Genomic DNA, 14,268 nt, shown 5'->3' on the forward strand with positions numbered 1-14,268 from the left:
GCGCTTCAATGGCGGCAAGCGCAGAGGATTCGATTGGACGCGTGTATGTCGATGCCGCGCATCTCACGCGGCTCGAATTCCGCGCGCGCGGCCTGAGCTTTCTCGCGCCCGCGCCGGTGTCGAGCATCCTGTCGGGCAGGCATGCGTCGCGCATGCGCGGGCGCGGCCTGAACTTCGAGGAACTGCGCGGCTATCTGCCCGGCGACGATATCCGTCATCTCGACTGGCGCGTGAGCCTGCGCACCGGCAAGCCGCATGTGCGCGTGTACACGGAGGAGCGCGATCGTCCCTTGCTCGTGATGGTCGACCAGCGCATGAGCATGTTCTTCGGATCGAGCCACGCGTTCAAGTCGGTGGTCGCGGCGGAAGCCGCGGCGCTCGCGGTGTGGATGGGATTCGCCGCGGGAGATCGCGTGGGCGGCGTCGTCTTCGGCGATGATGAAGTCGTGCGCGTGCGGCCCTTGCGCAGCAGAAGCCGCATCGACACGCTTTTCGGCGCGATCGCCCGCATGAATCGCGCGCTCGCCGCCGACAGTCCCGCACGCACGAACTACGCGCAACTGAACGCCGCGCTCGAAGGCGTGCTGCAGATCGCGGGGCATGATTTTCTCGTGTGCATCATGAGCGATTTCGCGGGCGCCGACGAGCGCACGCGCCAGCTTTTGCGGCAACTCGCGGCGCATAACGACGTGATCGCCGCATTCGTCTTCGATCCGATGTGGCAGCGCATGCCGGAGCATCGCGCGCTCGTCGTGAGCGAGGGGCGCTTGCAGGTGGAACTGCGCATCGAGAACGAGCGGGTGCGCGCGCCGCTCGCGAGTCTCTTCAAGGGGCGCGCCGCCGAGATCGCGGACTTGCTGCGCGCAAGCGGCGTGCCGTTGATGGCGCTCTCGACGGCCGAGCCCGTCGTCGATCAGGTGCGCAGGCTCTTCGGCGAGCGGCCGCGTCATGCAGCGGGGAGCGGCATATGAGCGACGCGGCGTCCTCTCTCGCGCCACACGACACGCCGGCCGCACTGCAATCGCTGCATGAATTGCCGCTGCCCGCGCCGGTTTCCTATGCCCCGCAAACCATCGGCTGGGTTTTCGTCGCGCTGCTGCTGGGGGCGCTCGCGCTCGCATGCGCATGGATCGCATGGCGGCGTCACGAGAAATCACGTTACCGGCGCGAGGCGCTCGCGGAGCTGGCGCGCATCGAAGCAAGGCTGAGCGATGAAGCCACGCGCGCTGCGGCGCTTGCGCAGATCGCGCCGCTCGTCAAGCGCACGGCGCTCGCGGCCGCGCCGCGCGAACAGGTGGCCGCGTTGAGCGGGGCGTCGTGGCTCGCATATCTGCGCAAGACGCACACCGCTTTCGACGATGAAAGCGGTGTGCTCCTCTACATGGCGAGCTATGCACCTGACGAGCGTCTGGCCGCGGTTACGCGGGAAAAAGCAGAGCGCCTCGCGCAAGCTGCACGCAACTGGATCGAGCACCATCATGTGGAAGTTTGAGTTCCCGTGGATGTTCGTCCTGTTGCCGCTGCCCGCGCTGGTGTGGTGGCTCGTGCCCGCCTATCGCACGGCGGCGTCCGCCGTGCGCATGCCGTTCTTTCAGGAGATGGCCGAAGCCGCCGGCGAGAAGCCCGCGCCCGGCGGCGTGCGCCTGCGCAGCAACTGGCTGCAACGGCTGCTGATGCCCTTGCTGTGGGTGCTGCTGCTGATCGCGGCGGCGCGCCCCGTGTTCGTCGAGGCGCCCGTGACGCGCGACATGCCCGCGCGCGATCTGCTACTTGCGATCGACCTGTCGCAGTCGATGAGCGAGCGCGATTTCATCGATACTGCGACTGGCGAACGCATGGACCGCCTGAGCGCGGTGAAGCGTGTGGTCGCGGATTTCATCGCGAAGCGCAAGGGCGATCGCATCGGTCTCGTCGTGTTCGGCGATGCCGCCTATCCGCAAGCCCCGCTCACGCTCGATCACGACAGCGTGCTGATGCTGCTCGATGCGATGCGCATCGGCATGGCGGGGCCGCGCACGGCCATCGGCGATGCGCTCGGTCTCGCGGTGAAGCTGATGGAGAGCACGCCCGCGCAGGAGAAGGTGCTGGTCCTGCTCACCGACGGCAACGACACCGCGAGCGCGATTCCTCCGGAACAGGCTGCGCGCATCGCGAAGCGTCATGGCATCGTCGTGCATACGATCGGCATCGGCAATCCGGACACGCAAGGCGAGGACAAGGTCGATCTCGACGCACTCGCGCGCATCGCGCAGGCGACGGGCGGCAGCGCGTTCCATGCGCTCAGCCGCGAGCAGGATCTCGCCGCCGTCTACGCCGACATCGACAAGATGACGCCCGAGAAGATCAAGCGCGAGATCTATCGTCCGCAGCGCGAGTTCTACTGGATGCCGGTCGTGCTCGCCGTGTCGATTCTCACGCTGTATCACGTGCTCGCGTATCTCGTCGCGCTGCTGCGCGCGCCGCGCCGCGCGACCATGGAAGAGACAGAGGCCTGATATGGCCATCGACCTCACTGCCTTTCACTTCCTTCGTCCGCTGTGGCTGCTGCTGCTGATACCCGCCGCGCTGCTGCCCTTCGCATGGCTGCGGCGCAACGACGTGCGGGCGCGCTGGCGCAACATCATCGCGCCGGAATTGCTGGAGCATCTGATCGTCGGCGACAAGACGCGGCGTCGCGTGCAGCCGGTTCATGCGCTCGCCGCGCTGATCGCGCTCGGCGCATTATCCGTCGCCGGGCCGACCTGGCAGCAGGAGCGCCCGCCGTTCGATCAGGACAAGGCGCCGCTCGTGGTCGTGCTCGAACTCGCGCGCTCGATGGATGCAACCGACGTTGCGCCGACGCGCATCGAGCGCGCGAAGCAGAAGGTGCTGGATCTCGCGGCGGCGAGAAAGGGCGCGCGCACCGGGCTGGTGGTCTTTGCGTCGAGCGCGCATCTCGTCGCGCCGCCGACGGAAGACCCGGCGATGCTCGAACTGTACGTGCCCGCGCTCGCGCCCGAGCTGATGCCGCACGACGGCAAGAACGCGGCGGCTGGTCTCGCGGTAGCGGAGCGCATGTTGCAGAAGGACGAAGCGGCGGGCACGATCGTCTTCATCAGCGACGGCTTCGACGAAAGCTGCACCGATGAATTCCTGCGCATCGCCAAGGCGTCGAAGCATCAGTTGCTGTGGCTCGCGGTGGGCACGGAGAACGGCGGTCCCATACGCGCCGCGAACGGCGAACTCGCGATGGACGATGCGGGTCATCCGGTCACCGGCACGTTCGAGGCACAGGCGATCCGCAAGATCACGCACGCGGCCTCCATTCCGCTCGCGAGCATGCGCCCCGATGACGACGACATCGACTGGGTGCGGCGCCGCGCGCAGGTCTATCTCGAAGCGGCGCAGGAATCGAAGATCGTGCCGCGCTGGAAGGAGTCGGGCTACTGGCTCGTGCTGCCGATTCTCGTCATCGCGCTCTATTGCTTCAGGCGCGGCTGGACGGTGAAGTGGCTGCCCGTCGTATTGATTGCGCTTGCAACTACCGGCGCGCCGAATGAAGCTCACGCGGCTTCGTTCGAATGGATCGATCTTTTCGCCACGTACGATCAGCAAGGCCGCTGGCGATTCGAGCACCGCGACTACAAGCGCGCCGCGCAGCGCTTCGACGATCCGATGTGGAAGGGCCGCGCACAATATCTCGCGGGCGACTACGCGGATGCGCTCGAAACGTTCTCGCGGCTGGATACGGCGGAGGCGCAGTTCTACATCGGCAACACGCTCGCGCATCTGAAGGATTACGAGGGCGCGATGAAGGCCTACGACAACGCGCTCGCACGCCGCGCGGATTTCGCCGATGCGCGCGCGAACCGCGCTCTGGTGCAGAAGCTCATCAAGGACGAGAAGGACGAAGGCGACGAATCGACGACGCTGAAACCCGATCAGATCGACGTGCAAAAGAAGAAGAGCAAGGAAGGCAAGCAAGTGCTCGTGCAGGGGCAGCGTCCTTCGGAGGAGGCGTGGATGCGCAACCTGAACACGTCGCCGGCGGTGTTTCTGCATCAGCGCTTCGAGCAAGAGGCCGGGAGCGGACCATGATGCGCCGCCTCTTCGCGATGCTCTGCCTGTGCATCGCATGCTCGATCGCGTGGGCCGACGATGCGCCGCGCACGATGCTGCGCGCGCATCTCGAACCGTCCGGGCCGGTGGTGGCGGGCAGCGCGGTGAAGCTCGTCGTCGACGCGCTCACGACGACCTGGTTCACCGCCGCGCCGGACTGGCCGCTCTTCGATATTCACGATGCCTTCGTCACGCTCCCCGACGAAAGCGCGCTGAACATGAACGAGATGATCGACGGCGTGCGCTGGTTCGGCGTGAGCCGCGCATATCGCATCGTGCCGCGCACTTCGGGCGCGTTCGATGTGCCGGCGTTCACGATCACCCTGCATCCGGGCGGCACGGATACGCCCGTCGCGCTGCAAACGCCTGCACTGAAGTTCAGCGCGACGCTGCCGCCCGGCGCGGAGGGCATGACTTCGTTTTTCCCCGCGCCGAACCTCACGGCGACGCAGCGCATCGAGCCGCAGGACGGCAAGCTCGAAGTGGGCGGCACGGTCACGCGCATCGTCGCGCAGCGCGCCGACGCGACCGAGTCGATGCTGATCGCGCCGGTGCAGTTCGGCGAGATCCAGGGCTTGCGCCGCTATCCGAAGCCGCCCGCGACGCGCAATATCTCCGAGGATCGCACGGGCCTCGTCGCGGGCGAGCGCACGGACACGGTTACGTATGTCGTCAACCGGCGCGGACGCTACGAGTTGCCGCCGATCGACATCGAATGGTGGAATACGGCGATGCACCGGCGCGAAACGATTCATCTCCCCGCGATGCGCTTCACGGCGCGCGCAGCGCACGAAAAGCCGCTCTGGGAGATTCCCGCCGATGGGCTCGCGGGCGCGGCGCGCCATACCGTGATCTTCCTCGATGCGCGCGATATCGTCCATGCGTGCATCGTGCTGGCCTTGATCGCGGCGGGCGTCTGGTTCTATCCGCGCATGCGCGTGTGGCTCGAACGTCTGTCGCGCTGGTGGGCCGCCGAGCGCATGAAACGCGCGGACGGCGAGTTCGCTGCATGGCGCGCGTTGCGTCGGGCCGCGGATTCGGGCGTCATGCGGCGCGTCGTGCCCGCGCTTTATCGCTGGATGGATGCGAGCCCGCGCTTCACGCGTCCCGCACGCCTCGATCATATCGGCCGCGAGGGAGAACCCGCGTTGACGGAGCTCGCGAAGGCGGTCGAAGCGCATTTCGAAGGGCCGCAGCCTGCGGAGCGCCGCGCGCGCGTGAAGCTTCATCGGTGGATGCGATCGAAGCGCTCGCGGCGCGCGCGAGGCCCCGCCTTGCCGCCGCTCAACGAAGGATGAGGCAGGAATTCAAGATCATCGACAACAGGGACTCACGGTCATGACTCGTCTGGTTCGGAAACTCGCATGCATCGTCGCGCTTGCCTTGCTCTCCACCTCGCTTGCGCTCGCCTGCACGCGCGCGCTGTATGTCGGCGACAAGGGGCTCGTCATCACCGGCCGCTCGATGGACTGGTCCGAGGACATGCGCTCGAATCTCTGGGTGATGCCCGCGGGCATCGAACGCGACGGCAATGCGGGGCCGCGCTCGATCAAGTGGAAATCGAAGTACGGCAGCGTCGTGGTGTCGGGCTACGAGATCGGCACGGTCGATGGCATGAACGAACGCGGGCTCGTCGCCAATGCGCTCTATCTCGCAGAGACCGATTTCGGCAAGCCCGACCCGAAGCGCGATCCGATGTCGATCAGCCTGTGGGCGCAATACGCGCTCGACAACTTCGCGACCGTCGCCCAGGCCGTGTATGTGATGAGCCGCGAGCCGTTCCAGATCATCGCGCCGCCGCTGCCCAACGGCAAGCCGCTGACGATCCATCTCTCCCTGTCGGATGCGCGCGGCGATTCGGCGATCCTCGAATATCTCAACGGCAAACTCGTGATTCATCAGGGCAAGAAGTACAAGGTGATGACGAACTCGCCGATCTACGACGAGCAGCTTGCCATCGACACGTATTGGAAAAGCGTCGGCGGTCTGGGCTTTCTGCCGGGCACGAACCGCGCGGCGGACCGCTTCGTGCGCGCGTCCTTCCTGCTCGACGCCATTCCGAAGCAGGCCGATTCGAACTACATGGCGGGCGTGCCGCAGCAGTCGTACGCGTTTCAGGCGGTGGCGAGCGTGATGAGCGTGATGCGCTCGGTGAGCGTGCCGCTTGGCATCAGCACGCCGGAACAGCCGAACCTGTCGTCGACGATCTGGCGCACGGTGTCGGATCAGCAGAACCTGGTCTATTACTTCGATTCGGCGACACGGCCGGACACCTTCTGGGTGTCGCTGAAGAAGCTGAATCTCAACCCGGGCGCGCCGGTGATGAAGCTGACCATCGACGGCGGGCAGGTTTATTCGGGGGACGCGTCGGGGAGCTTCGTGGCGACGCCCTCGTTTGCGTTCATGCCGGCGAAGGCGCCTTGACCGACGCGGCTTCCACGGCGTTGCGGCGCCCCGACGCTCGAAACGAGGCAATGGCCTCGCCCGCACAGGTAAAATAGCAAGCTTTTGCCTCCGGTGACCTTGTGCAAGGCTTGAAGCGCACGGCATTCAGCGGCCCGGCGCTCGTTCGCCTGCTGGCGCATTTTGCCGATCTCGACGTTCGCGAACCCGCTCAATCGCTCTCGGACCGCCTGAGCCAATGGCTCGGCTGGACCGACGCGATCGCGCTGTCCACCGCGCTCGCTTCAGATCCGCCCGCCGTCTCCGGCGCGCGATCCACGGCAAGCGACGAGGAAGCGGCGAGCGCGCGCACGCGCACGCGGCTCGCAAACGCCGTCACGCGCGACGAGAACAGCGAGAAGGACATGCGCGGGCGCCATCGCGCGGCCGTGCAGACGCCGCCCGACGACATGCGGATCGACTACGCGATCTTCCGTCAGCACTATCTGTCCTTGCAGCAGACGATGGAGTCGGACATCGGCGAGTTGCGCAATCGTCTGCGCGCGGCCGTGGCCGCGAGGTCGACGGACATGACGCGTCTCGCGGTCGTGGACGCCGTCATGGAGCAGACATTCGCCGCGCGCGAGCGCAGCCTGCTCGCGCAAGTGCCCGTGCTGCTCGGCCGGCACTTCGAGCGCCTGAAGCGCGCGCATGCGCAACGCGTCGAAGCGTCCGAGGCATCGAGCGATGCCGCGCCACCCGCGCCCGGCGCCTGGCTCACTGCGTTCCGCAAGGACATGCAGAGCGTGTTGCTCGCCGAGCTCGAGGTTCGTTTTCAACCGGTCGAAGGCCTGCTTGCAGCCCTTCGCACTCAGTAACTGGCACGCCATGCCCCGATATTTCGTGAAAGTTGCAGTATTTCTGGTCGGCCTCGCGGCGGTCTGCGGGATCGCCATCGGCTATATCGGCTCGAACGCGCTCGCGTTCGCCGTGACCCTGCTGATCGGCGCATGCTATCTCGCCGGCGCCGTGGAATTGCAGCGCTTCCGGCAGACGACCGACGCATTCGCGCAGGCGCTCGACGCGCTGAACACGCCGCCGAAACAACTCTTCGTGTGGATCGACACCTTGCCGCCGAGCCTGCGCAACGCAGTGCGCTCGCGTGTCGAGGGCGAACGCGTCGCGTTGCCGGGTCCCGCGCTCACGCCGTATCTCGTCGGCTTGCTGGTGTTGCTCGGCATGCTCGGCACGCTGCTCGGCATGGTGGTGACGCTGCACGGCACCGGCGCCGCGCTCGAAAGCGCGACCGACCTGTCGGCGATTCGCGCGTCGCTTGCCGCGCCGGTGACGGGGCTCGGCTTTGCGTTCGGCACGTCGATCGCGGGCGTGGCGACTTCCGCGATGCTCGGTCTGCTTTCGGCGCTGTGCCGGCGCGAGCGCCTGCAGGCCGCGCACACGCTGGACACGAAAATCGCGACGACACTCCGCGCGTTCACGCAGACGCACCAGCGCGAAGAGGCCTTCAATCTGATGCAGAAACAGGCCGAGCTGATGCCGAAGCTTGCCGAGCATCTGCACGCGATGATGAACGTCATCGAACAGCAAAGCCTCGCCGCGAACGAGCGGCAGATCGCAAATCAGGACGCGTTTCACGCGAAGACGGAGACCGCGTATCGCCGGCTGGCGACGTCGGTGGAGCTGTCGCTCAAGCAGAGCGTCGCCGATAGCGCGCGCGCCGCGAGTGCCGCGCTTCAGCCGATCATGCAGGCGACCATGGATGGCATCGCGCGTGAGACCGCCGCGTTGCACGGCAGCGTCGAGCAGGCGGTCGCGCGGCAGCTGGACGGATTGAACGGCGGCTTCGAGGCATCCGCCGCGAAGGTCGCGGATATCTGGAACCGCTCGCTCGACGCGCAGCGGCAATCGAACGAAGCGCTGGCCGAGAAAACCGAGGCATCGCTGGAGCGCTTCGCGCGGACCTTCGAGGCGCGTTCGGCGGGTCTCGTCGATGGCATTTCGATGCAGATGACCGGTGTCAAGGATGGGCTCGAAGCGCTGGTCGCGAAGCACGCGCAGGCCAGCGACGCGCACGTCGAACAGATGGCGGCATCGATGGATCGTTTCGCGTACGCCTTCGAGCAGCGCTCGACGAATCTCGTCGATGGCATCTCCGCGCAAATGCACGGCGTGAAGAGCGGCCTCGAGGCGCTGGTGGCGCAGAACGAAGCATCGATGGACCGTTTCGCGCAGGCGTTCGAGCGACGCTCGACCAGTCTGGTCGATGGCATTGCCGAGCGCATGGAGGCCGCATCGTCGGGCATGTCCGAAGCATGGCGCGACGCGCTCGCGCAGCAGTCACGCACGGGCGAGCAACTGGCCGCGCAGCACGAACAGGCACTGACGGCGGCATCGGCGAAGTTTGCGGAAGACGCGGCATCGCTCCTGAATTCGATGGACCAGGCGCACGCCGGCCTGCGCGCCGAACTGACCGCCAGCAACGAGGCGCGCCTCGCCGCATGGACCGGCGCGCTCGGTGCGCTCGCCGCGACCCTGCGCGAGGAATCGCAGGCGACGAGCGCGTTCGCAGCGAGCCGTCAGCAGGAGATCTGCGACACGCTCGCGCGCACCGCGAACGAAATGTCGGCACAGAGCAAGGCGCACGCGAGCGCCACCATCGCGCAGATCGAACAACTGGTGCAGGCGGCATCGGAAGCGCCGAAGGCCGCGGCGGACGTCATCGCCGAACTGCGTCAGAAGCTCTCCGACTCGATGGTTCGCGACACCGCCATGCTCGACGAGCGCGCGCGTCTGCTCGCCACGCTCGAAACGCTGCTCGATGCGGTGAATCACGCCTCGACCGAACAGCGCGCGGCGGTCGATGCGCTCGTCGCGGGCTCGGCGGACCTGCTCGAGCGCGTGGGCACGCAATTCACCGGCAAGGTCGAAGCCGAGACGGCGAAGCTGAACGACGTGGCGGCGCACGTGAGCGGCAGCGCGGTGGAAGTGGCGAGCCTGTCCGATGCGTTCGGCGCGGCGGTCCAGGCATTCGGCGAATCGAACGAGACGCTCGTCGCGCATCTGCAGCGCATCGAGGCGGCGCTCGACAAGTCGCTCGCGCGCAGCGACGAACAACTCGCGTATTACGTCGCGCAGGCGCGTGAAGTCATCGACCTGAGCATGATGTCGCAGAAGCAGATCGTCGAGAACCTGCAGCATATCGCCGGACAGCGTGCGGCACCGGGAGCGAGGGCGGCATGAACGAGGAGATCGACGGCGGCGTCGAGGCCGCAGCGCCAGTCTGGGCCGCGTTCGCCGATCTGATGTCGGTGCTGCTCGGCGCGTTCGTGCTGATTCTCGTCGCGGTGCTCGGCGTGCAACTGCAGCTCTCGACGCGGCTCGAGGAAGCGATCAAGCAGCAGAAGAAGGAAACGGAGCGCCGCAAGACGCTGGAGCAGGCGCTCGCGGGCCCGCTCGCGTCGGGGCGCGTGACGCTCGTGAACGGGCGCATCGGCATCAGCGGCAATGTGCTGTTCGCGCTGAACTCGGATCAGCTGCAGCCGCAGGGGCGCGAGGTCCTGAAGAGCCTGGCCGGTCCGCTGACCGCGTATCTCGGCTCGCACGAGCAGATCCTGATGGTGAGCGGTTTCGCCGATGATCAGCAGGTGCGCGAAGGCAACCGGCGTTTCGCGGACAACTGGGAGCTGTCGGCCAAGCGCGCGCTGACCGTCATGCGCGCATTGATCGATGCCGGCGTGCCGGCTTCGTCGGTGTTCGCGGCGGCGTTCGGCTCGGAGCAGCCGGTGAGTTCGAACGCCGACGACGAAGGCCGCGCGAAGAACCGGCGCGTCGAAATCTCGGCCGTGCCGAGGCCGGTGAATCCGGCAACGAAGCCACGTGAGTGACGTGAGCGACAACGTAACGCGCGCCCGCGCAATGCTCGACGCGTGGCGCGAGCGCGGCGAGCCCCGCGTGAACCGCATGCGCTTTCGCGTCATCGAGGCGCTGGCGCGGCGCGCATCACAGCATCAGGGCGATACGCGCCGCGTCATCGACGCGCGTCTGTCGGAACTGCTCGATGCGCAGGAACTCGCCGATGCTCGCGACGCGGCGCCGGAACCATCGGCGCGTTCACCGCTCGCCGGTTTGCTCGATGAGATGAGCCAGCGAGCCGAAGCGCGACCCGCACCCTCCGAACTGCTCGATGCGCTTCGCTCGGTTTGGTCGACCGTCAGCGCGGAAAAGCGCTTGCGCGAGTCGCTCGCACAGGTGCCGAAGAATGCCGGGCCGCTCAATTCGAGCAGCCTCGTTCATCGGTCGCTGTCGCTGATGCGCGAAGTGTCTCCCGATTATCTTCAGCACTTCCTAGGTTACGTCGACGCGCTTTCCTGGCTGGAAGAACTGACGCTCGCGAGCGGCGCTGCGAACAAGGATGCGCCGCGGCCCGGGGCGGCGAAGAAGACCGCGCGCGGCAAGGCGCGATAACACGCAGACGAAAAAAAGCCGCCGTCCTGCGTGACGGCGGCCCCAATTCCGATCTCAGCCGAGCCAGCCCTTGATCGTGCTCGCCATCGCATGCGTCGAAATGCCATAGCGATCATGCAGCGTGGGCAGCGCGCCCGCATCGAGGAACGCATCGGGCAGCGCGATCTGACGATACGCCGGCGTCACGCCTGCGCTCAGAAGCGTGGTCGCCACGGCTTCGCCCAGACCGCCGATCACCGTATGATTCTCGGCCACCACCACGAGACGGCCCGAACGCCGCGCCTCGCGGATGATCGTCTCGGTATCGAGCGGCTTGATCGTCGGCACGTGCAGCACGGCGACATCCACATTGTCGGCTTGCAGCGCCTTCGCCGTTTCGAGCGCGCGCATCGTCAGAATGCCCGACGAGATGATGAGCACGTCGCGTCCGTCGCGCAGGAGTTTCGCCTTGCCGAGCTCGAACTGGTAGCCGTATTCGTCGAGCACGGCGGGCACGTTGCCGCGCAGCAGACGCGCATACACCGGACCCTTGTGCGCGGCGATGGCGGGCACCATCTGCTCGATGTCGAGCGCGTCGCACGGATCGATCACGGTCATGTTGGGCATCGCGCGCATCAGGGCGAGATCCTCCGCCGCCTGATGGCTTGGGCCATAGCCGGTCGTGAGGCCGGGCAGCGCGCAGACGATCTTCACGTCGAGGTCGTCTTCCGCGATCGTCTGGTGGATGAAGTCATACGCGCGGCGCGTCGCGAACACGGCATAGGTGGTGACGAACGGCTGTGCGCCTTCGTGCGCGAAGCCCGCCGCCGCGCCCATCAGCAACTGCTCCGCCATGCCCATCTGGTAATAACGCTCCGGAAATTCCTTCGCGAAGATATGCAGGTCCGTGTACTTGCCGAGATCGGCCGTCATGCCGATGACATTGGTCTTCGCGCGCGCCAGCTCCGCGAGTGCGTGGCCGAAGGGCGCGGATCGCGTGACCTGTCCTTCGCTCGCGATGGACGCGATCATCGCCGAGGTCTTGAGGCGCGGCTTCTTGTCGATGGTCTGGCTCATGCTTGTCTCCCTGCTTCGAGTGCTTCGAGCGCCAGCTTCCACTCGTGTGGATCGACGCGGATGAAATGGTTCTTCTCGCGCTGTTCGAGGAAGGGCACGCCGCGTCCCATGCGCGTATCGCACACGATGATGCGCGGCTTCGCTTCCTTGCAATCGCGTGCATTGTCGAAGGCCTGCTTCACGGCGTCGATGTCGTTGCCGTCCACACGCTGCGTGTACCAGCCGAACGCTTCGAGCTTCGGCACGAGCGGCTCGAACGACATGATCTGCGTCGAAGGGCCATCCGCTTGCTGGTTGTTCACGTCCACCATCGCGATGAGGTTGTCGAGCTTCCAGTGCGCCGCCGACATGAGTCCTTCCCAGATCGCGCCCTCGTCGAGCTCGCCATCGGAGAAGAGGGTGTAGACGAAGGACTTCGATCCCTTGCGCTTGAGCCCCAGGCAACGGCCGACCGCGATCGTCAGGCCCTGACCGAGCGATCCGCCGGACATCTCCATGCCGGGCGTGTAGCTCGCCATGCCGGACATCGGCAGGCGGCTGTCGTCGCTGCCGTAGGTTTCGAGTTCCGCTTGCGGCAGGATGCCCGCTTCGAACAGCGCGGCATACAGCGCGATCGCGTAGTGACCGTTCGAGAGCAGGAAGCGGTCGCGGTCTTCCCATTCGGGATCTTCGGGACGGTAGTTCATCGCGCCGAAGTAGGCGACGGCCAGCACATCGGCGATGTCGAGCGCCTGGCCGATATAGCCTTGGCCCTGCACTTCGCCCATTAGAAGCGCGTTGCGGCGGATGCGATAGGCGCGCTCGGCGAGCGTCGCCTCCTCGATGACGGGAGTGCTCATGCGTTGTCTCCTTGAGTGAATTGGTTTCAGCGATTGACGGTCTTCGCGGGCACGAAGAACACCAGCACCGCGCCCAGCACGACCGCCACCGAAATGAAGATCAGACCCGCGGTCGATTTGCCCGTGAGGTCGTTGAGCCAGCCGACTATCGCCGGCGAGAAGAAGCCCGCGAGATTGGCGAAGCAGTTCACGGCCGCGATGCCCGCCGCCGCCGACATGCCGCCGAGCACCGCGGTCGGCAGCGACCAGAATTGCGACGACGACGCGAGAATGCCGGCTGCCGCGATGCTCACGCAGATGATCGAAGCGCCCACGCTGCCCAGCATCGGCAAGGTGGCGAAGCCGGCCGCGGACACGAGCATCGGGATCGCGAGATGCAGGCGGCGTTCGCGGCGCTTGTCCGCGCTCGCGCCGATCAGCGGCAGCGCGACGATGGCGCACAGATAGGGAATCGCGGTGAGGATGCCGACCCACAGCGGATCCGCGACGCCGGTGCGGCGCACGATGGTCGGCAGCCAGAACGTGAGGCCGTACTGGCCGAGCACGACGCAGAAGTAGATCGCGGCCATCAGCCACAGGCGGCGGTCGGCGATGAACGAGCGAATCGACACGTGCTTCACCGTCTGCGCGTTGTCCTTCTCGACGTTACCCTTCAGCAGCGCCTTCTCGTCGTCGCTGAGCCACTTCGCGCCGGCGATGCCATTGTCGAGATAGAAGAGGATCGCGACGCCGAGAACGAGCGAAGGCAATGCTTCGAGCATGAAGAGCCACTTCCATCCGGCGAGGCCATGCACGTCCTGCAATGCATGCATGATGTAGCCGGAGAGCGGCCCGCCGACGATGCCCGCGAGCGGAATCGCCATGAAGAAGAGCGAGAGCGCCTTGGCGCGGCGCGCGGCCGGAAACCAGTAGGTCAGGTAAAGAATCACGCCGGGCGCGAAGCCCGCTTCGGCGACGCCGAGCAGAAAGCGCAGGACATAGAAGAGCGTCGGCGACTTGACGAACACGAAGCTCGCCGAGATCACCGCCCACGTCAGCATGATGCGCGCGAGCCAGTTGCGCGCGCCCACTTTATGCAGGATCACGTTGCTCGGCACTTCGAAGAGGAAGTAGCCGAGAAAGAAGATGCCCGCGCCGATGCCGTAGACGGTTTCGGAGAAGTGCAGGTCATTGAGCATCTGCAGCTTGGCGAAGCCGACGTTGACGCGATCGAGATACGCGCCGAGATAGCAGAGCATCAGGAAGGGGATGAGGCGGCGTCCGACCTTGGCGTAAGTCTTTGCTTCGAAGCTGGTCGCATCGTCGGGCGATGCGAACTCGGCTGTTGCCGCGGGTGTGGCGAGTCTGGATTTCATACTTGTCTCCTGTCGACCAGAGTTGGCGCTTTAGCGCCTTACTCTGGTCCCATGCA

13 protein-coding genes are annotated in these 14,268 nt (G+C 66.2%); 10 read left to right on the top strand and 3 right to left on the bottom strand.

Annotation, left to right across the window (positions count from 1 at the left end):
• The first annotated feature begins 8 nt into the window (after positions 1-8).
• From AWB83_RS15090 to AWB83_RS15135, 10 genes are all read left to right on the top strand, one after another.
• Positions 9-971 (top strand): DUF58 domain-containing protein, encoded by a 963-nt coding sequence (locus AWB83_RS15090; protein WP_087046381.1) that lies wholly within the window; start codon positions 9-11, stop codon positions 969-971.
• Positions 968-1,492, top strand: a complete 525-nt coding sequence (locus AWB83_RS15095; protein ID WP_087046382.1) for a DUF4381 domain-containing protein — start codon at positions 968-970, stop codon at positions 1,490-1,492. Before AWB83_RS15090 ends, AWB83_RS15095 begins: the two co-directional genes overlap by 4 nt.
• Positions 1,479-2,495 carry a vWA domain-containing protein gene (locus AWB83_RS15100; protein ID WP_244197743.1) on the top strand — a complete coding sequence of 339 codons (1,017 nt, stop codon included), beginning with the start codon at positions 1,479-1,481 and terminating at the stop codon, positions 2,493-2,495. Before AWB83_RS15095 ends, AWB83_RS15100 begins: the two co-directional genes overlap by 14 nt.
• A 1-nt stretch (position 2,496) precedes the next feature.
• The gene (locus AWB83_RS15105; RefSeq protein ID WP_087046384.1) at positions 2,497-4,077 is read left to right on the top strand and encodes a vWA domain-containing protein; all 1,581 of its coding nucleotides are present in this window, start codon (positions 2,497-2,499) and stop codon (positions 4,075-4,077) included.
• A complete protein-coding gene (locus tag AWB83_RS15110; protein WP_087046385.1) occupies positions 4,074-5,396 on the top strand; it encodes a BatD family protein in 1,323 nt (440 codons plus the stop codon). Before AWB83_RS15105 ends, AWB83_RS15110 begins: the two co-directional genes overlap by 4 nt.
• Positions 5,397-5,436: 40 nt before the next feature.
• Entirely contained in the window at positions 5,437-6,522 is a 1,086-nt protein-coding gene (locus AWB83_RS15115; RefSeq protein ID WP_087046386.1) for a linear amide C-N hydrolase, read from the top strand.
• A 101-nt stretch (positions 6,523-6,623) separates the two neighbouring features.
• Positions 6,624-7,358 (top strand): DUF3348 domain-containing protein, encoded by a 735-nt coding sequence (locus AWB83_RS15120; protein ID WP_087046387.1) that lies wholly within the window; start codon positions 6,624-6,626, stop codon positions 7,356-7,358.
• A gap of 10 nt (positions 7,359-7,368) precedes the next feature.
• A complete protein-coding gene (locus AWB83_RS15125) occupies positions 7,369-9,738 on the top strand; it encodes a DUF802 domain-containing protein (protein WP_087046388.1) in 2,370 nt (789 codons plus the stop codon).
• Positions 9,735-10,382 carry an OmpA family protein gene (locus AWB83_RS15130; protein WP_087046389.1) on the top strand — a complete coding sequence of 216 codons (648 nt, stop codon included), beginning with the start codon at positions 9,735-9,737 and terminating at the stop codon, positions 10,380-10,382. The genes AWB83_RS15125 and AWB83_RS15130 overlap by 4 nt, the downstream gene beginning before the upstream one ends.
• On the top strand, positions 10,375-10,962 hold the full coding sequence (locus AWB83_RS15135) for a DUF2894 domain-containing protein (RefSeq protein ID WP_087046390.1): 588 nt from the start codon (positions 10,375-10,377) through the stop codon (positions 10,960-10,962). Before AWB83_RS15130 ends, AWB83_RS15135 begins: the two co-directional genes overlap by 8 nt.
• 54 nt (positions 10,963-11,016) lie before the next feature.
• Here the strand turns inward: AWB83_RS15135 and AWB83_RS15140 are convergent, their stop codons facing one another.
• Genes AWB83_RS15140 through AWB83_RS15150 form a run of 3 tightly spaced genes read right to left on the bottom strand, consistent with a single transcriptional unit; the run spans position 11,017 to position 14,212 of the window.
• Positions 11,017-12,018 carry a transketolase family protein gene (locus tag AWB83_RS15140; RefSeq protein WP_087046391.1) on the bottom strand — a complete coding sequence of 334 codons (1,002 nt, stop codon included), beginning with the start codon at positions 12,016-12,018 and terminating at the stop codon, positions 11,017-11,019.
• Positions 12,015-12,857 (bottom strand): transketolase, encoded by an 843-nt coding sequence (locus AWB83_RS15145; RefSeq protein ID WP_087046392.1) that lies wholly within the window; start codon positions 12,855-12,857, stop codon positions 12,015-12,017. Before AWB83_RS15145 ends, AWB83_RS15140 begins: the two co-directional genes overlap by 4 nt.
• A 26-nt stretch (positions 12,858-12,883) precedes the next feature.
• Entirely contained in the window at positions 12,884-14,212 is a 1,329-nt protein-coding gene (locus AWB83_RS15150) for an MFS transporter (protein WP_087046393.1), read from the bottom strand.
• Positions 14,213-14,268: the final 56 nt, after the last annotated feature.

Source organism: Caballeronia ptereochthonis (genome assembly GCF_001545075.1).
In the GTDB taxonomy this organism is placed as follows: Bacteria; Pseudomonadota; Gammaproteobacteria; order Burkholderiales; family Burkholderiaceae; genus Caballeronia; species Caballeronia ptereochthonis.